The sequence below is a fragment of the Dyella sp. 2YAF14 genome (assembly GCF_052114725.1).
GTDB lineage: Bacteria > Pseudomonadota > Gammaproteobacteria > Xanthomonadales > Rhodanobacteraceae > Dyella.
Genome location: NZ_JBFRFH010000016.1, coordinates 54929 through 73789 on the forward strand (window position 1 = coordinate 54929; position 18861 = coordinate 73789).

Annotated in this window: 21 protein-coding genes; 12 read left to right on the forward strand and 9 right to left on the reverse strand. The window is 63.6% G+C overall.

Going from position 1 to position 18861, the window contains the following annotated elements; all coding sequences use genetic code 11:
• The first annotated feature begins 6 nt into the window (after positions 1-6).
• Positions 7-1110 (forward strand): aminopeptidase, encoded by a 1104-nt coding sequence (locus tag AB4Y82_RS17955; protein WP_441605109.1) that lies wholly within the window; start codon positions 7-9, stop codon positions 1108-1110.
• On the opposite strand, the gene AB4Y82_RS17960 is transcribed toward AB4Y82_RS17955, so the two are convergent.
• The gene (locus tag AB4Y82_RS17960) at positions 1107-1922 is read right to left on the reverse strand and encodes a c-type cytochrome (protein ID WP_441605110.1); all 816 of its coding nucleotides are present in this window, start codon (positions 1920-1922) and stop codon (positions 1107-1109) included. The genes AB4Y82_RS17955 and AB4Y82_RS17960 overlap by 4 nt on opposite strands.
• A gap of 334 nt (positions 1923-2256) precedes the next feature.
• Here AB4Y82_RS17960 and pncB point away from each other — a divergent pair, with 334 nt between their 5' ends.
• The gene (gene pncB / locus AB4Y82_RS17965; protein WP_441605111.1) at positions 2257-3453 is read left to right on the forward strand and encodes a nicotinate phosphoribosyltransferase; all 1197 of its coding nucleotides are present in this window, start codon (positions 2257-2259) and stop codon (positions 3451-3453) included.
• 103 nt (positions 3454-3556) lie between these two features.
• Here the strand turns inward: pncB and AB4Y82_RS17970 are convergent, their stop codons facing one another.
• The 3 genes from AB4Y82_RS17970 to AB4Y82_RS17980 form a co-directional block, all read right to left on the reverse strand.
• Positions 3557-4357: a MetQ/NlpA family ABC transporter substrate-binding protein gene (locus AB4Y82_RS17970; RefSeq protein ID WP_441605112.1), complete on the reverse strand. Its 801-nt coding sequence runs from the start codon at positions 4355-4357 to the stop codon at positions 3557-3559.
• A gap of 76 nt (positions 4358-4433) precedes the next feature.
• Positions 4434-5117, reverse strand: coding sequence for a methionine ABC transporter permease (locus AB4Y82_RS17975; RefSeq protein WP_441605113.1), 684 nt, complete (start codon positions 5115-5117; stop codon positions 4434-4436).
• A complete protein-coding gene (locus AB4Y82_RS17980) occupies positions 5114-6142 on the reverse strand; it encodes a methionine ABC transporter ATP-binding protein (protein WP_441605114.1) in 1029 nt (342 codons plus the stop codon). Before AB4Y82_RS17980 ends, AB4Y82_RS17975 begins: the two co-directional genes overlap by 4 nt.
• 131 nt (positions 6143-6273) lie before the next feature.
• Here AB4Y82_RS17980 and AB4Y82_RS17985 point away from each other — a divergent pair, with 131 nt between their 5' ends.
• Complete coding sequence (locus AB4Y82_RS17985; protein ID WP_441605115.1) at positions 6274-6759, forward strand: glutathione peroxidase; 486 nt, start codon at positions 6274-6276, stop codon at positions 6757-6759.
• On the opposite strand, the gene dacB is transcribed toward AB4Y82_RS17985, so the two are convergent.
• Positions 6744-8354, reverse strand: a complete 1611-nt coding sequence (dacB, locus tag AB4Y82_RS17990) for a D-alanyl-D-alanine carboxypeptidase/D-alanyl-D-alanine endopeptidase (RefSeq protein ID WP_441605116.1) — start codon at positions 8352-8354, stop codon at positions 6744-6746. The two genes, AB4Y82_RS17985 and dacB, sit on opposite strands and share 16 nt — an antisense overlap.
• 118 nt (positions 8355-8472) lie before the next feature.
• Between dacB and AB4Y82_RS17995 the strand changes: the two genes are divergently transcribed.
• Positions 8473-8955 carry an FKBP-type peptidyl-prolyl cis-trans isomerase gene (locus AB4Y82_RS17995; RefSeq protein WP_441605117.1) on the forward strand — a complete coding sequence of 161 codons (483 nt, stop codon included), beginning with the start codon at positions 8473-8475 and terminating at the stop codon, positions 8953-8955.
• Between the two features lie 79 nt (positions 8956-9034).
• On the opposite strand, the gene AB4Y82_RS18000 is transcribed toward AB4Y82_RS17995, so the two are convergent.
• Both AB4Y82_RS18000 and AB4Y82_RS18005 read right to left on the reverse strand, forming a co-directional pair.
• Entirely contained in the window at positions 9035-10177 is a 1143-nt protein-coding gene (locus AB4Y82_RS18000) for a phospholipase A (RefSeq protein ID WP_441605118.1), read from the reverse strand.
• Positions 10178-10313: 136 nt separating this feature from the next.
• Positions 10314-10772: a hypothetical protein gene (locus AB4Y82_RS18005; RefSeq protein WP_441605119.1), complete on the reverse strand. Its 459-nt coding sequence runs from the start codon at positions 10770-10772 to the stop codon at positions 10314-10316.
• A gap of 197 nt (positions 10773-10969) precedes the next feature.
• Here AB4Y82_RS18005 and AB4Y82_RS18010 point away from each other — a divergent pair, with 197 nt between their 5' ends.
• Positions 10970-12199: a winged helix-turn-helix domain-containing protein gene (locus AB4Y82_RS18010; protein ID WP_441605120.1), complete on the forward strand. Its 1230-nt coding sequence runs from the start codon at positions 10970-10972 to the stop codon at positions 12197-12199.
• A 3-nt stretch (positions 12200-12202) separates the two neighbouring features.
• Here AB4Y82_RS18010 and AB4Y82_RS18015 read toward each other — a convergent pair whose 3' ends face one another.
• Positions 12203-12682: a hypothetical protein gene (locus AB4Y82_RS18015; protein ID WP_441605121.1), complete on the reverse strand. Its 480-nt coding sequence runs from the start codon at positions 12680-12682 to the stop codon at positions 12203-12205.
• Positions 12683-13019: 337 nt separating this feature from the next.
• Between AB4Y82_RS18015 and AB4Y82_RS18020 the strand changes: the two genes are divergently transcribed.
• From AB4Y82_RS18020 to AB4Y82_RS18045, 6 genes are all read left to right on the forward strand, one after another.
• On the forward strand, positions 13020-13229 hold the full coding sequence (locus AB4Y82_RS18020) for a cold-shock protein (RefSeq protein WP_038616297.1): 210 nt from the start codon (positions 13020-13022) through the stop codon (positions 13227-13229).
• 302 nt (positions 13230-13531) lie between these two features.
• Entirely contained in the window at positions 13532-13741 is a 210-nt protein-coding gene (locus AB4Y82_RS18025) for a cold-shock protein (protein ID WP_019465668.1), read from the forward strand.
• A gap of 123 nt (positions 13742-13864) precedes the next feature.
• On the forward strand, positions 13865-14761 hold the full coding sequence (locus AB4Y82_RS18030) for an alpha/beta hydrolase family protein (RefSeq protein ID WP_441611538.1): 897 nt from the start codon (positions 13865-13867) through the stop codon (positions 14759-14761).
• A gap of 53 nt (positions 14762-14814) precedes the next feature.
• The gene (locus AB4Y82_RS18035; protein ID WP_441605123.1) at positions 14815-15873 is read left to right on the forward strand and encodes an NADH:flavin oxidoreductase/NADH oxidase; all 1059 of its coding nucleotides are present in this window, start codon (positions 14815-14817) and stop codon (positions 15871-15873) included.
• 9 nt (positions 15874-15882) lie between these two features.
• Complete coding sequence (locus tag AB4Y82_RS18040) at positions 15883-16755, forward strand: pirin family protein (RefSeq protein ID WP_441605124.1); 873 nt, start codon at positions 15883-15885, stop codon at positions 16753-16755.
• A gap of 79 nt (positions 16756-16834) precedes the next feature.
• Complete coding sequence (locus tag AB4Y82_RS18045; protein WP_441611540.1) at positions 16835-17137, forward strand: Mpo1-like protein; 303 nt, start codon at positions 16835-16837, stop codon at positions 17135-17137.
• A gap of 111 nt (positions 17138-17248) precedes the next feature.
• Here the strand turns inward: AB4Y82_RS18045 and AB4Y82_RS18050 are convergent, their stop codons facing one another.
• Positions 17249-17638 (reverse strand): cytochrome c, encoded by a 390-nt coding sequence (locus tag AB4Y82_RS18050; RefSeq protein ID WP_441605126.1) that lies wholly within the window; start codon positions 17636-17638, stop codon positions 17249-17251.
• A 112-nt stretch (positions 17639-17750) separates the two neighbouring features.
• On the opposite strand from AB4Y82_RS18050, the gene AB4Y82_RS18055 reads away from it, so the two are divergent.
• Complete coding sequence (locus AB4Y82_RS18055; RefSeq protein WP_441605130.1) at positions 17751-18599, forward strand: tRNA threonylcarbamoyladenosine dehydratase; 849 nt, start codon at positions 17751-17753, stop codon at positions 18597-18599.
• Positions 18600-18861: the final 262 nt, after the last annotated feature.

Below are 18861 nucleotides of genomic sequence, written 5' to 3' on the forward strand. Positions count from 1 at the left end.
CGCGGCATGACGTTGCCACGCTTCGTGCCGATCATCCCCGCCATCCTCAGGCCCATCGTCACCGTGACGATGGGCTTGTTGCTTTGTGCCTGCAGCACCGTCGATTACTACGCGCACGTGGCCAAGGGCCAGAGCGAGCTGGTGATGAGCCGCCGCGACGTGCGCGAGGTGCTGCGCGATCCCTCGACCGATGCCGAAATCCGCAAGCGTCTGCAGCTGGCCCAGCAGGCGCGCCAATTTGCTACCGATCGCCTGGATCTGCCGGATAACCGCAGCTACACCAGCTACGTGAAGCTCAACCGTTCCTATGTGGTCTGGAACGTGTTCGCGACGCCGCGCTTTTCCATCTCGCCGATCCAGCACTGCTTTCCCTTTGCCGGTTGCGTGGCCTATCGCGGCTATTTTTCCAAGGACAAGGCCAAGGCTGAATCGTTGCGACTGGAGGCACAGGGCGACGACGTCTACGTGGGCGGCGTGCCGGCGTATTCCACGCTGGGCTGGTTCTCCGATCCCATCCTCAGCAGCATGATGCGCTGGGATGACGACGAGCTGGCCGGCACCATCTTCCACGAGCTCGCACACCAGCTGATCTACGTGAAGGACGACAGTTCGTTCAACGAGTCCTTTGCCAGCTTCGTGCAGGAGGAGGGCCTGCGCCAATGGCGCCAGTCACGCGGATTGCCCGCGCAGAACGCCCGCGAGAAGACCATGGACGACGGCTTCACCTGGCTGGTGATGGATCTGCGCGACCGCCTGAAGGCGCTCTACGCCAGCGGCGTGGACGAGAAGGCCATGGCGGCGGGCAAGCAGCAGACCATCGACGACTTCCGCGTGCGCTACGCGCAGTGGCGCGACCTGGACTGGCCGGGCGACCATCGCTACGACGCCTGGGTGAATGGCCCGATCAATAACGCGCGGCTGTTGCCGTTCGGCATTTACGATCGCTGGACGCCGGTGTTCCTCGCGCTGTTCCGTCATGCGGAAGGGCAGTGGCCGGCGTTCTACGCCAGCGTGCGCGAGTTTGCCCGGCAACCGTACCAACAGCGGCAACGTTCGCTGCAGCAGTGGCTGGATTCGACCGGGCAGCCATCGATTGCGCCTTCCCCTTAGGGGGGCGACTTGCGCCCAGCCATGTGTTGCAGATAGGCCAGCAAGTCGTCCAGATCCTGATCGGACAGCGCCTTGCGATCAAAACCGGGCATGCGCGCCTGCGGCCAGCGACGCAGCGATTGCGGGTCGCGGATATACGCGCGGAACAGATCCTCGCGCAGGTATTCCGTCGGGCTATGGGGAATATTGAGATCCGGCCCCAGCTTGGCATCGCCCTGGCCGTTGAGCGTGTGACATGCAAAGCAGGTGTGCTGGAACACCACGAAGCCGCGCTGCACCGGGCTGCCGGGCTTAAGGGCGGGATCGGGTCGGATCGCGGGGAAGCGTTCGGCCACGGGCGGCTGGCGGCGGATGGAGGCCAGCTGGAACGGCCACTGCTCGGGTCCGATCTTCATGGCTTCTGGATGGGTCCACACGACGTAGAAGGGTCCCGCATCGCCCTTGATCTCGGCCAGCGTCGGCCACGGGTGGGCGGGATCCTCCACGGCGAGCCAAGCCTCCGAACCTTGGGCGCGCACGATCAAGGCCGCTGAGATCTGCGCGGCGAAGCCGTCCGAGGCGGTGAATTGCAGAGTGTCGTCGGGCGATATGCCCTCCAGCAGCGCTTTCAAGGGCACGGCCCGATAGCGCATCGGACGTTTGAAGGCGACATCGGCGGGAATGGCCACGTCGCGGGCATCGCTGCGCGCCAGCAGCTGGGCGGTGCTGTAGGTCTTGCTGCCATGGCCCAGGTCGACCGTGAGTTCGGCGGCATGCAGGGGCAGGGCGGCGGCCAGGGCAAGCAGGCACAGGCGTTGTATCAGGCGAACCATCGGGCGATGCTCCCTCGGAATAAGCCGCCGATGGTAGGCGGGCGCGCCCAGCTTGCCAAAAGCTGAACGAAACTGACGAGGCGCTTGAACTAGCGCCGAGCCGGCCACACTAACCATACGTATCGCCGTGACGGCGACAAGAAGTGGTGCAGCTGTATCGCGCCACTGAGGGGTCGGTCCTTTTCCCCTCTTTGTTATGGACCGGCCTGACAAAACCTCGGTAGCCCCTCCCCTGGCTACCGGGGTTTTTATTTGCCCGCGGTTCGCCGCCGACTCGCCGCGACCACCATCGGGCGAGGATAATCCAGCTCTCCCCGCGCCGCGTGAGCGACTGATGATCGTTTCCTCCCTGCTCGACACCGATCTGTACAAGTTCTCCATGATGCAGGTCGTGCTGCATCACTATCCCGCGGCGCAGGTCGAATACAAATTCAAGTGCCGCAACCCCGGCATCGACCTCACGCCTTATATCGACGAGATCCGCCAGGAGTTGGAAGCGCTGTGCTCGCTGCGCTTCACGCCGGCGGAACTGGAATACCTGCGCACCTGGCGTTTCATCAAGAGCGATTTCGTCGACTTCCTGGGGCTGTTCCAGCTCAATGCGAAGTATGTGGAGATCGTTCCGGCGCAGGACGGACCCGGCGAGATCGAGATCCATATCCGCGGCCCATGGCTGCACACCATCCTGTTCGAAGTGCCCTTGCTGGCGATCGTCAACGAAGTCTATTTCCGCCATACGCAGCCCGGCCTTTCGCTGGACGAAGGACGCCGCCGCCTGCGCGAAAAGATTGCGCTGTTGCGCGATACCGAAGGCTTTCAGGATTGCCGTATCGCCGACTACGGCACGCGTCGCCGCTTCTCACGCGCCTGGCAGGAGGAAGTGGTCACCACCTTGCGCGATGGACTGGGGCGCCAGCTCACCGGCACCAGCAATGTGTGGCTCGCCTGGAAGCTCGGCCTGACGCCGCTGGGCACGCTGGCCCATGAATACCTGCAGGCCCACCAGGCGCTGGGTCCACGGCTGCGCGATTCGCAGGTGGCGGCGCTGGAAACCTGGGCGAGGGAGTATCGAGGCGATCTGGGCATCGCCCTGTCCGACGTCTACGGACTGAGCGCCTTCCTGCGCGACTTCGACATGTATTTCTGCAAGCTGTTCGACGGCACGCGCCACGACTCGGGCGATCCGTTTGCCTGGGGCGAGCGCGTGCTGGCGCACTACCGCGCCAATCGCGTCGACCCGCGCACCAAGGTGCTGGTCTTCAGCGACGGGCTCGATGTGCCCAAGGTGATGCAGCTATACGAGCACTTCCACGGCCGCTGCCAGCTGGCCTTCGGTGTGGGCACCAACCTGACCAACGATGTGGGGCCTGAGCCGCTGCAGATCGTGATCAAGATGATCCGCTGCAACGGCCAGCCCGTGGCCAAGCTCAGCGATACGCCCGGCAAGAACATGTGCGAGGACAGCGCCTATGTGGCGTACCTGCGCCGGGTGTTTGAGATTCCGGCCGATCCTGAAGCAGTGACCTGCTAAAGGCCTTCCGTACTGTGTGGGAGCGCACCCTGTGCGCGACTGCCGCCACCCTTGTTCGGGCGAGGCCAGTCGCGCACAGGGTGCGCTCCCACAGGGGAGCTTTTCAGAACGCCGGCAACACCGCGCCCTGGTACTTCTGCTCAATAAACGCCTTGATCTCGGGGCTGGTGAGCGCCTTGGCCAGTGCCTGCACGCGCGGGTCGTCCTTGTTGTCCGGACGGGCGACAAGGTAGTTCACGTACGGCGAGTCCTTGTCCTCGATCAGCAGCGCGTCCTTGGTCGGGTTGAGTCCCGCGGCGAGCGCATAGTTGGTGTTGATCAGGGCGAGGTCCACTTCGTCAAGCGTGCGCGGCAACATCGCTGCTTCGAGCTCGCGGAACTTCAGGTGCTTCGGATTGGTCGTGATGTCCTTCTGCGTGGACAACTCGTTGCTCGGATCCTTCAGCGTGATCAGGCCGTGCTTGGCGAGCAGCAGCAGTGCACGGCTGTTGTTGCTGGGATCGTTGGGCAGGGTGACCGAGGCGCCATCAGGCAACTGGTCGATCGACTTGAGCTTGCGCGAATAAGCGCCAAACGGCTCGATGTGCACGCCCGTCACGATGGTGAGGTTGGTACCACGCTCGCGATTGAACGCATCCAGGTAGGGCTTGGTCTGGAAGTAATTTGCATCGACCGACTTCTCCAGCACCTGCGTATTGGGCTGGACGTAATCGGCAAACACCTTGATTTCCAGATCGATGCCTTGCTTGGCCAGGATCGGCTTGACCTGCTTGAGGATCTCGGCGTGCGGCACTGCCGTGGCGGCCACCACCAGCTTCTGGCTATTGGCGTCGCCGCCGCTGTTGGACGACGAACAGCCCGCCAGCAGGAGCAGGGCGGAGAGGATGGCTATGAGCTTATTCATCTTCGTTATATGGTGAGAGCGCGTGATGCGGTGCAACACCATAGCCGTCCATACCGCCGAATGCAAAACCGCCCGATCAATGCCGCGTGTAGCGCGCCACGATGCGGTCGCCGGCCATCTGCAACAGTTGTACCAGCACGATCAGCAGCACGACGGTGACCACCATATAGTCCGACTTGTAGCTGAGATAGCCGTAGCGGTAGGCCAGATCGCCCAGGCCGCCCGCGCCGATGGCGCCGCCCATGGCCGTGTAACCGACCAGCGCAATCGCCGTCACGGTGATGCCGGCGATCAGTCCGCCGCGCGCTTCGGGCAGCAGCACATGCCGCACGATTTGCCAGGTGCTGGCGCCCATCGCCTGGCTCGCTTCGATCACGCCGCGCTGCACTTCGCGCAGCGCCGTTTCCACCAGGCGTGCGAAGAACGGCGCCGCGCCGATCACCAGCGGCGGGATCGCGCCGCGGATGCCGAGCTTGGTGCCCACCAGCACATAGGTGAGCGGCATCAGCACGATCATCAGGATGATGAAGGGGATCGAACGCAGGATATTCACCAGCAGCGACAACACCGCATAGAGCTTGGGCATCGCGCGCAGCTGGCCCTTGCCGGTGAGATACAGCAGCACGCCCAGCGGCAATCCGACCACGATTGTCAGCAGCAGCGAGCCGCCAAGCATCAACAACGTATCGATGCAGGCATGACCGATTTCGCCCCAGTCGTCGATATGCGGAAACAGCGTCTGCAGCAGCGGAGCGCTCATGCGCGATTCTCCAGCGATGAGGTGATTTCTTCGATTTCGATGCCGGACTCGCGAAGAATGGCCAGTGCGTCATCCACGCGTTCGCCCTGCATGGCCAGCGTGAGCTGTCCATAGGGCAGGTCTTTGATGCGGTCGATACGTCCGGCCAAGATATTGAAATCTACGCCGGTTTCGCGCGCGACGCGGCCCAGCGCCGGCGTCCAGGTCGCCTCGCCGCGGAACGACAGGCGCAGGATGCGGCCCGGCACATGCGCAAACGGCATTTGTTCGCCGGCCGCTTCTTCCGGCAATGCTTCGTTGACGAAACGGCGCGTGGTGGCGTGTTGCGGATGCAGGAACACATCGGCCACGGCGCCGCTTTCCACGATGCGTCCGGCATCGAGCACGGCCACGCGGTCGCAGACGCGGCGCACTACGTCCATCTCGTGCGTGATCAGCACGATGGTGAGCTTCAGCTCGCGGTTGATCTCCGCCAGCAGCTCAAGCACGGAGGCCGTGGTCTGCGGATCGAGCGCACTGGTGGCCTCGTCGCACAACAGGATGGACGGCCGGTTGGCCAGCGCGCGCGCAATGCCCACGCGCTGCTTCTGGCCACCGGAAAGTTGGGAGGGATGCTTGTCGGCATGGGCGGTCAGGCCCACGCGCGCCAGCAGCTCGTCCACGCGCTGGCGGATCGCCGCGCTGTCGTGCTCGCCGGCCAGGCGCAGCGGGAAGGCCACGTTCTCGGCCACGGTCTGCGACGACAGCAGGTTGAAGTGCTGGAAGATCATCCCGATGCGCTGGCGCTGCTGCCGCAGCTGTGATTCCGTGAGCGATGTCATGTCGGTATCGCCGATCTGGATGCGGCCGCCGCTGGGCCGTTCCAGCAGGTTGATCAGACGTATAAGCGTCGATTTGCCTGCACCGGAATGGCCAATGATGCCGAACACTTCGCCATCGGCGATGTCGAGGCTGAAGGGTTGCAGCGCGGGAACGTCCCGTCCGTCGACACGGTAGGACTTATGGACATCCAGAAATCTGATCACGGAATACCTTCGGGGAAACCGGGGAGGCCAGAGCCTCGGGCAGCTGCCGGGACTACCGGCGGTGGCAAGCATAAGACACCGTGAAGCTGCATGGGGCTAGACTGGCGTCCTTTCAACGAGGAATGGCAGCGATGACCTCCGTCTATGACTTCTCCGCCCGCGATATCGACGGCAACGAGCGTTCGCTCGCCGACTATCGCGGCAAGACGCTGTTGATCGTCAACGTGGCGTCCAAGTGCGGATTCACCCCGCAATACACCGGGCTGGAAGCGCTGTGGCGCGCCGATCGCGAAAGGGGCCTGATGGTGCTGGGCTTTCCCTGCGACCAGTTCGGCCACCAGGAGCCGGGCGACGAAGCGGAAATCCGCAACTTCTGCTCCACCAGCTACGACGTGAGCTTCCCGCTGTTCGCCAAGGTCGAGGTCAATGGCGACGGCGCACATCCGCTCTACAAGTGGCTCAAGAGCGAGGGCAAGGGCATCCTGGGCAGCGAATCGATCAAATGGAATTTCACCAAGTTCCTGGTCAACAGCGACGGACAGGTGGTAAAGCGCTACGCCCCCACCGATACGCCGGAGAAGATCGGCAAGGAGCTCGAGCGTCAGTTGGCGGGCTGAGTCGCCACCGCCGGCGCAGAGCTGGCAGTGCTGGCCGGATGGCGCGAGCCGGCCAGCAGCACGGCGATCTGGTCGATGTCGCGGGTGGCATTGGGTGCCCCCGCCGGCGGATCGTAGTTGTTGAGCATGATGGCGAATGCCAGCCGTTCGCCATCGCCGCTGGTGACGTAGCCGGCCAGGCAATGCACAAAGCTCATGCTGCCGGTTTTCGCGTGCACGTTGTTTTCGGCTGGCGTGTTGCGCATGCGCCACTGCAATGTGCCATCCACCCCGGCAATGGGCAGCGCTTCCACCAGCGCCGGTCCGTACGGCTGCCTGGCGAGGAAGGCCAGCAGATAGGCCATCGCATTGGGCGTGGCCAGATTGCGGCGGGACAGCCCGGTGCCTTCCTCGATCGAGCTCGCCGCTGGCGTGATGCCGATCTGCTCCAGCAGCTGATGCAACGCGCGTATGCCCCAGCGTTCGCTGGTGACGAAGCCCATGCTGCCCTCGCGCTGCTCCGTATCGGCCTGCGCCTTCACGCCCGCCAGCAGCAACAGGTTTTGCAGGTAGAGATTCTGCGAGCGCTTCAGGCCGCGCTCGAGGATCTCGCTGACGGGCGGCGACAGCACTTCGGCCAGCGTGCGAGGTTGCGCTGGCAGGAAGGTATCGCGGCGCGGCCAGTGCACCGTGAGCAGCTTGCCATCGAGTTGGATGCCACGGCGCACCAGCGCCTCCTGCAACAGCCGGCCCGCGTATTGGGCCGGGTCGGGCAGGGCGAGTTTGTAATTCTGAGCGGGCGATTTCGCCGCGATATTGCCGAACGCGTACAACACGCCATCGCCCGGCGCCCGATACAGATTCACGTCGTTGTGCGTGCGCTGGGCGCTGGTGATCACCTCGTTGGCTACGCTGGGTATCGCGTTGGCGGGATCGAAGCGCAGTTCGGCTGGCGCACCGGCGCCGACGCCTGCGGTCACCGTCACGTCCACCTGATTTTCACCCACGCTCAGCGCAGTGGCTGGCACGGCGAACCAGCTCTGCAGGTCGATCGCTTCCCAGCCAGTGCCCATCATGGGGCTCGCGAAATAAGTCGAATCGGCGATCAGGTCGCCATGGACGTGACGCAGACCCTGCGCCGCCAGTTGCTCGGCGAGCTGATCGGCCCAGTGCAGCGTGGCGGCGTCGACACCGAGCGTGGGATCGCCCATGCCGTAGAGAATCAACGGCCCGTCCAATCGTCCGTTGCGGATCTCGCCGCCCGTCACAACGCGGGTGGGAATGCGATAGTCGGGCCCCAGCTCGCTCAGCGTCACGGCCGCCGTGAACAGCTTGGCGGTCGAGGCGGGCTGGAACAGTTGATCGGCGTGGTGGCTGTAGACGCTGCGGCCGTTGCTGAGCGAAATCACGGCGATGCCCCAGTCGGCGCCGGCAAAACGCGGCTGGCTGATCAGCCCATCGATCTGCTCGGTGAGCGTTGGCTGGACGGTGGCTGGCGCCGTGGGGGCGACCTGGTTTTGCACCGCGGCGAACACCGGGCTGGCCAGCGACAAGGCCGCCACGGTCAGCCCGAAAAGGGCAGACCAGCGGCCCGCAGCGTGTTTCTCGAAAACCATGGACGCAGTATCGCCAATCCGGTGGCCTTGCGCCTAGCCAGCATCGTCACAAGGGGTCTGTTAATCTTGCAGTTTCGTGCCGGTCTCTGCCGGCGCCACTCCCCACTCAGAGAACATCATGCAGATCGCCAACCATTCCGTCGTTTCCTTCCATTACACGCTGACCGACGACACCGGCCAGGTCCTCGACAGCTCGCAGGGTCGCGAGCCGCTCGTGTACCTCCAGGGCGTGGGCCAGATCGTCCCGGGCCTGGAAAAGGCGATGGAAGGCCGCCAGGTCGGCGATCAGTTCAAGGTCGACGTGGTGCCGGAAGAAGGCTACGGCGTGCACCACGCCGAGCTCGTGCAGGAAGTGCCGCGCGAGGCATTCCAGGGCGTGGACGATATCCAGCCGGGCATGCAGTTCCAGGGCCGCGGCCCGCAAGGCGCCATCAACGTCACCGTGACCAAGGTCGAGAACGACAAGGTGCACATCGACGGCAACCACCCGCTCGCCGGCCAGACGTTGCATTTCGACGTGGAAGTGACCGACGTGCGCGAAGCCAGCGAGGAAGAGCTCTCGCACGGCCACGTGCATGGTGAAGGCGGCCACCACCACTAAAACAGTGACATGGGGCGCTGTAGCGTCGCCCCATGGCATACGGAAAGCCGCGCACCCACCGTGCGCGGCTTTTTTGTTTTTAGTACCAGTCCAGCAGCGATACGCCGATGCCGAGGTAAGTGGCATTGTGGTTGTAGTCGATCATGCTTTCGCCGTAGCCCTTGAACAGTTCCATGTAGCCGCGCAGATTGCCGGCCACCGGGAACGACCAGGTGAACTGCGCCGCGCCGTGGCTCTCGCTGCCGGCACGCAGCGAATGGCGCAGCATCAGGCCGAATTCCTGGCCCTGCCATTCGTGGATGATCTGCATATCCGCGCGACCCATGTAGTTGTCGATGTCCGGGTTGTTGTCGTCCGGACCGCCTTCGGGGATGCGCCACCATGGCCGGAACATGATGGTCCAGCCGGGCCGCTCGAATCCGGCGTAGCCCATCACGCGATTCCAGCTGCGCGACAGCGGATCGGATTGTCCGTTGGATTGATGATCGAGGCCGATGCCGAGCAGTCGGCCGTTCCACCCGGCGAGCTGGTAGTTCGTGTTGAACATCAGCATGACTTCGGGTTCGTAATCGGTCTCGCGGAAGGGGCGCGATTCCTTTTCGTTGTAGACCTGCCAACGCGAGGACTGGGTAAACGCGGCCCACACATCGCCTTGGTCACCGAACACACCCTGCCAGATCTTGGTCTTCAGGCTGATCTGGAACTTGCTCTCGATGTTGTCCACCTGCTGAGGCTCGGTGACCGTGTTGAGCGGATTGGGGCTGTCGGGCTGCCGGTTCTGATTGCTGCTGGCGAAGAAGGGCAGCACCACAATCGGTTTGTAGCCGCGCAGATTGAAGGTGCCGAGCTTGCTCTCGGGCGACAGCTCCCAGCGGCTGTCGAGCAGCGAGAGCGGCTTTACGTCCGAGGCGGCCTGTGCGCTGTCGGCGCCCGCGGCCTGGGGATTAGTGCTCGCCACGCGCGCCGCTTCATGACCGAAAGCATTGTTCGAGGGGCTCGCCGACGTGGCCGGCGCCGGTGCCTGTGCAGCAGCGTCGCTCTTCTTCTGCGCGGCCGGAAGATTGTCGCGTCCGGTGGCGCGGTCGTAGCAAGCCAGTCGCTGAGCATCCGTCTCGATGGCGGTGCAGGCGCGGATGTCCATCGGACTGGGATTCTGCGCATGCGCAGCGAGGGAAGGCAGGCCAAGCGTGAGCGAGACGGCTGCCAGGGAAGTGAGTCGCATCGTGAGGCTCCATCCTGGGCGGGCATGCGATCAGGAGCGCAGCGCCGGGGGAGTGCCTGAATACCAGCGGCTTCCTGTATCGCATATGACGACGCGGGCCGCCGTTGCCGACGACCCGCGTCCGAACTGCCTCATCTTACCGGTTGTTGCTTAACCAGGCCTCGTACTGAGCTTTGCTCACGCGGCCGGCGTGGCCCTTGTCCACATAGATCCAGTCATTGGCCAGCAGCGGATAGGCCGAAGCATCGCTTTCGGAAATGTACTTCTTGCCATTGGCCAGCTGCTCAAAGCTCGGCGCCGGACCTGCGTTCACCGGCGGAACGCTGGAGTTGATTGTCACCGGCTGATTACCGCTGGCGGTCTGGGCCTGCGTACCGCCCGGCGGTGGCGGCGGCGTCGGCTGCGTTGCAGGTATGACCTGCGTCGGCGGCGGAGGCGTCGGTTGTGTGGGCATCGGTTGCGCAGGCATCGTTTGTGCCGGCGATGGCGGCGGGGGCGGAGGCGTCGGCATGGTCTGGTCTTGCGCCAACACCGTGCCCGCCAGCATCAGCGAACCGGCGGTAACAAGAGCGATCAGAGGTGTGCGGGATTTCATCGTCGTGACTCCATGCCAGAATGCGTGGCTCGTGAACGGATGCGCGCGATGGGGCAGTGATGGATTGCAATGTCGCGCTGCATGTCCTTCGCGCTGCATACAAACTAACAAAGCACGGCTAAATGCCGCCTCAACACAGGCATCGTGATCACGTGAAGTCATCGTTACCGTTGTCGGTTCCTTCATCCGCCTCACACATGGCGTTGAATCTGACGCAGGCAAGGCGTCTTCACCTGGTGGCGCAGGGCCTGCTCAGCAAGCCGAAATCGCGGGCCAAGCCCATGCATGTGGTCGATGCGATAACGCGCATGCGTCTGCTGCAGATCGACAGCATCCATGTCGTCGCTCGCAGTCCTTATCTCGTGCTGCATTCGCGCCTGGGTGACTACGACCCGCAATGGCTGGAAGATGCGCTCGATAACGGACGTATTGCCGAATGCTGGGCGCACGAAGCGTGCTTCGTGCCGTCGGCGGATCTCGCACTTCACCAAGCCTGGCGCAGGCAGCGCGCGATGCATTGGGCTTACAAGCACGCCGATCGCATGCATCGCGAGCATCGCGAGGGCATGGATGCGCTGTTGGCGCGCATACGCGACAACGGTGCCGCGCGCGCGGCGGATTTCGAAAGCGAGACCAAGGGCGCTGGCGGCTGGTGGTCATGGAAGCCTGAAAAGCGCTGGCTGGAAGCGTGGTTTGCGCTGGGCGACTTGATGGTGACGCGACGCGAGCGTTTCCAGCGTGTCTATGATCTTGAGGAACGCGTGCTGGCGAAACTCGATCCGCCATTGGATCGCGCGCTGCTAGCACTCGATCACGAGGCCTTGCGTCGCCGCTTCATCCTCGACAGCGTGCGCGCGCTGGGCGTGACGCAGGCGCGCTGGATCGCGGATTACTGCCGCTTGAAACCCGCGGTGACGGACAAGGAGCTTGCGCCGCTGGTGGCCGAAGGCGAGCTGTTGATGGTCCAGGTGGCCGATTGGAATGTGCCTGCCTACGTGCATCCCGATCATGCTGCCGCGCTCGCGCAGGCAGCGGCAGGCCAGCTGCGCGCGACGCACACGACGTTGCTGTCGCCGTTCGATCCGGTGGTATGGGATCGTGCGCGTGCCGAGGCCTTGTTCGGTTTCGAATACACCATCGAGTGTTATGTGCCGGCGCCCAAGCGGCGCTATGGCTACTACGTGCTGCCCATTCTTCATCGCGGCCAATTGATCGGCCGGCTGGATGCGAAGGCACATCGTCGCGAGGGCGTGTTCGAGGTCAAGGCCTTATTCCTTGAGCCCGATGTCGAGGCGACCCCGCGCTTGCTTGAGGAAGTCGCCAACGCCATCCGGGCCATGGCCCAGTGGCACGCCACGCCCAAGGTAAAAATCGCACGCAGTCGGCCGGCTTCTGTCGCCGCCGCACTGCGTGCGTTTTTGCGCTAAAGCTCAGTGCGCGCTGCTGCCCGCCGCCGGAGAGACCGGTGCGCACGCCTTGCCTTGCAGCGTTTCGCGCAGCTGTTTCGCCAGCGCCGTGCACCGAGCGCCCAGTTGCGGACGCGTATTGGGGTCTACCGAATCCTGCAGCAGGCTGGTGCGCATGTCCTGATAGCGCGACTGCAACTGGTCGGGCGTATAGACGCCGGCGACGGCATGGCAGGAGACATAGCTGGCGAGGTAGTCGTCACAGGCAGGAATACCCGTGCTGTTGGGCAGCGGTTTGCCACCGGAGGTGGTCACGGTGCCGGTACGGGGTTTGGTTGTACCCGTCGTCGCGCCAGCCGTTCCCGTTGCATGGCTGGCCGGTTGGGCCGTCGTGGTGTGGGCGGACGTCGTGGCGCGCGTCTGGGGCTTATCGGAACAGCCGCCCAGGATTACGCCGCCAGCGACAAGGGCGAGCAGGGCGAGGCGGTGGTGGCGAAACATCATGTAGCTACTCCTGCGCGAAGGCTGCGGGTGAGCGGGTCGCTCTGCCCATCCAAGGGACGAGATGAAATGCGAAGATGGCGTGAAAATCAAACATTGTTTTGTAAGACCTAACGGTTATTCATTCAGGTTTTGAGGCCTGGAACCAGTCGCATTACGGCCTGGGAGCGGTTATGATGCACTCACTGTGTTTGCTGGGGTCACCAGAGTTTTGTGACCCGATGCCGCTGATCTCGATCTAGCCTCATCGCCTCACCCCTAGGGTTTCCTTGCACACCAGTAAGCCGGCCTGCACATGTCGTGCGGGCTGAGTCTGTTCAAATCCTACGGAGTGATTTACATGTCTGATCGTCAGATCGGTACCGTCAAGTGGTTCAACGACGCCAAGGGCTTCGGCTTCATCAGCCGTGACAACGGCCCGGACGTCTTCGTGCATTTCCGCGCGATCCAGGGCAATGGCTTCAAGAGCCTGCAGGAAGGCCAGAAGGTCTCCTTCAAGGTCGTGCAGGGTCAGAAGGGCCTGCAGGCCGACGAAGTGATCCCGCAGTAATAAGCTAGCGGTATTAGGCGGTTTCAAACGCCAAAGAAAAAGCCAGGCAGCAATGCCTGGCTTTTTTGTTTTATTCGCAAATGTCATTGAAATGTGAAAATCAAAAGCAGTGATTAAAGCCATTCACTTGCATTAAAGAAATCCGTTATGCTGGATTCACTGTGGTTGCTCGGTCACGTGCGTGCCCGATGCGCGACTCTTGATGAGTCCACATCGCTACACCCCGATCCCTGCATGCGCAGTAAGCCGTCGGCCAAAGGGGAGGCTGACTTGTCTCAGCATCGAGTTGATCGGAGTGAGTCATGTCGGATCGTGAAGTTGGCACTGTGAAATGGTTCAACGACGCCAAGGGCTTTGGTTTCATCAGCCGTGAAAGCGGCCCGGATGTCTTCGTGCATTTTCGGGCGATTAGCGGTTCAGGTTTCCGTAGCCTGAAAGAGGGGCAAAAGGTGAGTTTCAAGGTGGTGCAGGGGCAGAAAGGTCTGCAAGCCGATGAAGTGGCGCCCGCCTGAGTTCATCAAAGCATTACTGCATGAAGAAAAGGCCGGCGCTCGCCGGCCTTTTCTTTGCCGCGACTTTTTAGTCGCACGCGAATTGGCGTAGCCTTCATCGCTTCCCTGCGACGCGTGCCAAGAATGTCCGCCACTTCTTTCGTTTCCGCCGCACTGCCTCCCTGCGATGTGCTACCCGTGATCTCGGCCGACGGTGCGCGATCGGAACTGCTATTGCAGCGTCCCGCCACTGAGGCGACCCAGGTGATCTACTGGCTGCCGGCCCTGGGCGTGGCGGCCAAGCATTACTTGCCGTTGGCACAGGCGCTGGCGGAGCGCGGCATGGCAGTGGCCATCCACGAATGGCGTGGCATCGGTTCCAGTAACAAGCGGGCCGATCGGCACGAGGACTGGGGCTATCGACAACTGCTGGAAGACGACCTGCCCGCCGGCATGGCGGTCCTGCGCGCCTCGCTGCCCTCGACGCGCCTGACGCTGGGCGGCCACAGCCTGGGCGGACAGATGGCCGCCCTCGACGCGAGCCTGCATCCGAAGGAGGTGGCAGGCCTGCTGGTCGTGGCGAGCGGGGCGCCGTATTGGCGTCAGTTTCCTTTGGCGCCTCTGCTGTGGCTGGCCTATGCGTTGGCGCCGTGGCTGGCGCGCCTGGTCGGCCATTTGCCGGGACGTCGGATCGGCTTCGGCGGCAACGAGGCGCGGCAGCTGATCGACGACTGGGCGCGAACGGGTCGTACAGGCCGCTACGCCGCTGCGGGCATGCCGGTCGATTTCGAAGCGCTGTTGGGCAAGCTCGAGCTGCCGATACTGGGATTGCGCATGCATGACGACTGGCTGGTGCCGCAGGCCTCGCTGTCATGGTTGCTCGGGAAAATGCCGCGCAGTCCGAACACTCAGCAAGTAATCACGGCCGGCGACCTGGGCAACGACAAGGCCGATCACTTCGGCTGGATGAAGATGCCCGACGCCATCGCCGCACACATTGCTCAGTGGTTCCAGGCGCAACCTGGCGACTCGGGTACTTGAAGCGGGCGTCGAGTGCCGGCATGTGTGGCAGATCCCTCTCCCAGAGCAGGCCGATGAAACTCTTCACCCCGTTCACCCAACGCAGCGTGTCGCTGCGCAACCGCCTCGTCATTGCGCCGATGTGCGAATACTCGGCCACTGATGGCCTGCCCAACGACTGGCACTTCGTGCATCTGGGCAGCCGCGCGGTGGGTGGCGCCGGTCTGCTGATTACCGAAGCCACGGCGATTTCACCTGAAGGCCGAATCTCCGCCGGCGACGTGGGCATCTGGAACGAAGCCCAGCAGCACGCTTGGCAGCCGATCATCGCCTTCATCAAGGCGCAAGGCGCCGTCGCCGGCGTGCAGCTGGCCCATGCGGGACGCAAGGCCAGTTCGATGCGTCCGTGGGAAGGTGGCGGTCCGCTGGCTGCCGATGCGGGTGCCTGGCAGACCGTGGCGCCATCGGCCATACCGTTCGATCAGCATTGGCACGTGCCTCTGGCGCTCGATCGTGCCGGTATTGCCAAGGTGATTGCCGACTTCCGCGCCGCGGCTGAGCGCGCGCTCGCGGCCGGCTTCCAGCTGATCGAGCTGCATGGCGCGCACGGCTATCTGCTGCACCAGTTCCTTTCGCCGCTGAGCAACCATCGCACCGACGAATACGGCGGCAGTTTCGAGAACCGTACGCGCCTGGTGCGCGAAGTGATCACGGCCGTGCGCGAAGTGTGGCCCGAACATCTGCCGCTGTGGCTGCGCGTTTCCGCCACGGACTGGAGCGAAGGCGGCTGGGATGTCGAGCAGACCGTGCAACTTGCGCGCGAGGTGAAGTCGATGGGCGTGGACCTGATCGATGTGTCCAGCGGCGGCCTGATCCCGCACGTGAAGATTCCGCTGTCGCCCGGTTACCAGGTTCCGTTTGCGGCGCGCGTGCGTCACGATGCGGGCATCGCGACGGGCGCCGTGGGTCTCATCACCGAATCCACACACGCGGCGCGCATCATCGACGAAGGATCGGCCGACGTGGTCTTGATTGCGCGCGAAAGCCTGCGCGATCCGTATTTCCCGCGTCGTGCCGCACAGGAACTGGGCGTGACGATCAGCGCGCCGGAACAATACCAGCGCGCCTGGTAAGGAGACACGATGGAACAGCAACCGATCTTGATCGAGGGACGCGTGCACGACCTGGGCGACGGCTTCAACGTGCGTCGCCTGCTGCCGGTCTTGCAGGCGCGCCACGTGGGCCCGTTCGTGTTTTTCGATTACATGGGCCCGGTGACCTTTCTCGACGACAAGGGCATGGACGTGCGGCCGCATCCGCATATCGGTCTGGCCACGGTGACATGGTTGTTCGATGGCGTGATTCGCCACCGCGACAGCCTCGGCAGCATTGCGGATATCCGCCCGGGCGAAGTGAACTGGATGACTTCCGGCCGCGGCATCGTGCATTCCGAGCGCACGCCGCCGGAAGCGCGCGGCGGCGGTTTTCGTACGCACGGCATCCAGGTATGGGTGGCGCTGCCGCAGAAGGACGCCGAGGTCGAGCCTGAATTTCATCACCATGGCGCCGATGAGCTGCCGCGCGTATCGCTGCCCGGTGTCGAGCTGGTGCTGATCGCGGGCACTGGCTACGGCAAGGAGTCGCCCGTCAAAGTGTTCGCGCCGATGTTCTTTATCGAGGCGACGCTGGAAGAGGGCGCCGAACTGCCCTGGCCGGAACAGCACGTGGAACGCGGTGTCTGCGTGGTCGACGGCGAAGTGGAATGGGACGGCGTCAGCGTCGTGCCCATGCATGCCGCCGTGCAGACCGGCCCGGAATCGCCGCCGCTGCGTGCGCGCGCCAAGAGTCGCGTGATGCTGTTTGGCGGTGCGCCGCTGGATGGCGAGCGCCACCTGTGGTGGAACTTCGTGGCCAGCACGCGCGAGCGCATCGAGCAGGCCAAGGCCGACTGGGCGGCACAGCGCATGGGCAAGGTGGTGGGCGACGAAGAGGAGTTCATCCCGCTGCCGGCGTGATGCGCCGCATGCTGCATGCGCGCATGCTTCGGCTGGCAGGGCGGTTTACGCTGAGCAGGAATCATCCAGGGCGATCCGCATGGCCGGCTATTCCAGCTTCCGCGAGTTCTATCCGTTCTATCTCAACGAGCACARCAATGTGCAGTGCCGCCGCATGCATTTCGTTGGCAGCACGCTGGTGCTGGCGGTGCTCGCCACCGCCATCGTCACCGGCAATGGTTGGTGGCTGCTACTGGCCCCGGTGGCAGGCTATGGCTTTGCGTGGATCGGTCACTACGTGTTCGAGAAGAACCGCCCGGCCACCTTCACCCACCCGCTGTACAGCCTGCTCGGCGATTGGGTGATGTACTGGCAGATCCTGCGCGGCAAGGTAAAGATCTGATCGGACGGAATCTTGTTGTTGTGGGAGCGCACCCTGTGCGCGACTGGAACGCACGCCATCGGTCAGACTCAGTCGCGCACAGGGTGCGCTCCCACAGAAAACCGCCGCGATCTAGCGATACTGCTGATGGCACGACTGGCAGGTTTCACCAATGGGCTTGATCGCCTTCGCCAGCGCCGCGCAATCGGCAGGCGCCGCCTGCAGGGCCGCCTGAGTCTTCTCGCGCAGCTTGGCTTCCTCGTCCTTGAACGGTTGATCGACGCCCGGGAAGGCCTCATCCAGGTCGGACTGGGTTTCCAGCAGGCGGGAAAGATGCCGCTGCACCTGCGCGGCGTCGCACTTCTGGTTCTTTACGGCGGCGCTGAGCGCGCCGGCATGGTGGGACATCAGGGTCATCACCGTATGCGAGAACGGTTCGTGCTCGTGCAGCGCGTTCATGGCGAAAACGGTGCCGACGATGCCAATGACCAGGCCGAGCACGAGCAGTAGGGCGGAACGCATGGGGTGGATCCCTGTGGGCGCAGAGTGAAGCCGCCAGCATAACGGCAGCCCTGCAGCGGCGGACAGTTCCCGATAAAATGCGTCACTTCAAGGTGTTGTCATGGCTTCAACGATGCAGACCGAAATCGCCGCTCCGGTGGCAGACCCCATCACACCGCCCGCCGATGAGGCGGGTGTGGCGTTTCCGCGCGAGCGCTTCGCCGGCGTGGAGCGCCTGTATGGCGTGGGCAGCCTCGACCGGCTGATGCACAGTCACGTCTGCGTGATCGGCATCGGCGGCGTGGGCTCATGGGCCGCCGAGGCGCTGGCGCGCACGGGTGTGGGCCATCTCACGCTGATCGACGCGGACGAGATCTGTGTCTCCAACACCAATCGCCAGTTGCATGCGCTGGATGGCCAGTTCGGCAAGTCGAAGGTGAAGGTGATCGAGGAGCGCCTGCGCGCGATCAATCCGGCCATCAAGATCGACGCGATCGAACGTTTCCTCACGACGTCCACGCTCGATGAACTGCTCGATCGCGGCTACGACGTGGTGCTCGATGCCTGCGACGCCTTCCGCGTGAAGCTGGAGGCAATTGCGTGGTGTCGTCGCCGCAAGCTGCCGATGGTGACGGTGGGGTCCGCGGGTGGGCGCACTGATCCGACGCAGATCCGCGTGCGCGATCTGTCGCGTACGGAGCACGACGCGATGTTCAGTCTGATCCGCAAGAAGCTCCGGCAGGATTTCAATTTCCCCAAGAACCCGGATCGCTACTTTGGTGTGTCGGCGGTGTATTCGCTGCAGAATGTGCAGTATCCGCAGCCGGATGGGACGGTGTGTGGGACGCGGCCGCCGGTGGCGGATGGGACGGAGGCTTTGAATCTGGCGTGTGGTGGGGGCTTGGGTGCTGCTACGCATGTCACCGGCGCGTTCGCTTTTGCGGCGGTGGGGCGGGTGATGGAGAGGCTGCTGGGCAGCTAAGTCTTTATCGCTGCGCCTTTCTTTTTAGTTCGTCATCCCGGCGCAGGCCGGAGGCGCTTTTCAACAGCCTAAGGCTGGTCATCCAGAGCCTCGGTTTCTGGTTGTCGCGTTTGGGCCAGGGTGCCGCCTACGCGGCGGGCGTTTCGAACGGCTGCCGCCGCTCGAGTCACTTTTCTTTTGCTGGCCCAAAAGATCCCTCGGGACTAGCTTCGCGTCGAAAGTAACCCAAAGAAAATGGCCTGATAACGCCCGCAGCATCGTG

Excerpts from the sequence above, each read along its gene's own strand:
- AB4Y82_RS17970 (WP_441605112.1), bottom strand. The coding sequence starts at position 4,357 with ATGAATAAGCTCATAGCCATCCTCTCCGCCCTGCTCCTGCTGGCGGGC.
- AB4Y82_RS17960 (WP_441605110.1), bottom strand. The coding sequence starts at position 1,922 with ATGGTTCGCCTGATACAACGCCTGTGCCTGCTTGCCCTGGCCGCCGCC.
- AB4Y82_RS17975 (WP_441605113.1), bottom strand. The coding sequence starts at position 5,117 with ATGAGCGCTCCGCTGCTGCAGACGCTGTTTCCGCATATCGACGACTGG.
- AB4Y82_RS18055 (WP_441605130.1), top strand. The coding sequence starts at position 17,751 with ATGCAGACCGAAATCGCCGCTCCGGTGGCAGACCCCATCACACCGCCC.
- AB4Y82_RS18020 (WP_038616297.1), top strand. The coding sequence starts at position 13,020 with ATGTCTGATCGTCAGATCGGTACCGTCAAGTGGTTCAACGACGCCAAG.
- AB4Y82_RS17985 (WP_441605115.1), top strand. The coding sequence starts at position 6,274 with ATGACCTCCGTCTATGACTTCTCCGCCCGCGATATCGACGGCAACGAG.
- AB4Y82_RS18040 (WP_441605124.1), top strand. The coding sequence starts at position 15,883 with ATGGAACAGCAACCGATCTTGATCGAGGGACGCGTGCACGACCTGGGC.
- AB4Y82_RS18015 (WP_441605121.1), bottom strand. The coding sequence starts at position 12,682 with ATGATGTTTCGCCACCACCGCCTCGCCCTGCTCGCCCTTGTCGCTGGC.
- dacB (WP_441605116.1), bottom strand. The coding sequence starts at position 8,354 with ATGGTTTTCGAGAAACACGCTGCGGGCCGCTGGTCTGCCCTTTTCGGG.
- AB4Y82_RS18050 (WP_441605126.1), bottom strand. The coding sequence starts at position 17,638 with ATGCGTTCCGCCCTACTGCTCGTGCTCGGCCTGGTCATTGGCATCGTC.
- AB4Y82_RS18000 (WP_441605118.1), bottom strand. The coding sequence starts at position 10,177 with ATGCGACTCACTTCCCTGGCAGCCGTCTCGCTCACGCTTGGCCTGCCT.
- AB4Y82_RS18025 (WP_019465668.1), top strand. The coding sequence starts at position 13,532 with ATGTCGGATCGTGAAGTTGGCACTGTGAAATGGTTCAACGACGCCAAG.
- AB4Y82_RS18035 (WP_441605123.1), top strand. The coding sequence starts at position 14,815 with ATGAAACTCTTCACCCCGTTCACCCAACGCAGCGTGTCGCTGCGCAAC.
- AB4Y82_RS17995 (WP_441605117.1), top strand. The coding sequence starts at position 8,473 with ATGCAGATCGCCAACCATTCCGTCGTTTCCTTCCATTACACGCTGACC.
- AB4Y82_RS18005 (WP_441605119.1), bottom strand. The coding sequence starts at position 10,772 with ATGAAATCCCGCACACCTCTGATCGCTCTTGTTACCGCCGGTTCGCTG.
- AB4Y82_RS18010 (WP_441605120.1), top strand. The coding sequence starts at position 10,970 with ATGGCGTTGAATCTGACGCAGGCAAGGCGTCTTCACCTGGTGGCGCAG.
- AB4Y82_RS17955 (WP_441605109.1), top strand. The coding sequence starts at position 7 with ATGACGTTGCCACGCTTCGTGCCGATCATCCCCGCCATCCTCAGGCCC.
- AB4Y82_RS18030 (WP_441611538.1), top strand. The coding sequence starts at position 13,865 with ATGTCCGCCACTTCTTTCGTTTCCGCCGCACTGCCTCCCTGCGATGTG.
- pncB (WP_441605111.1), top strand. The coding sequence starts at position 2,257 with ATGATCGTTTCCTCCCTGCTCGACACCGATCTGTACAAGTTCTCCATG.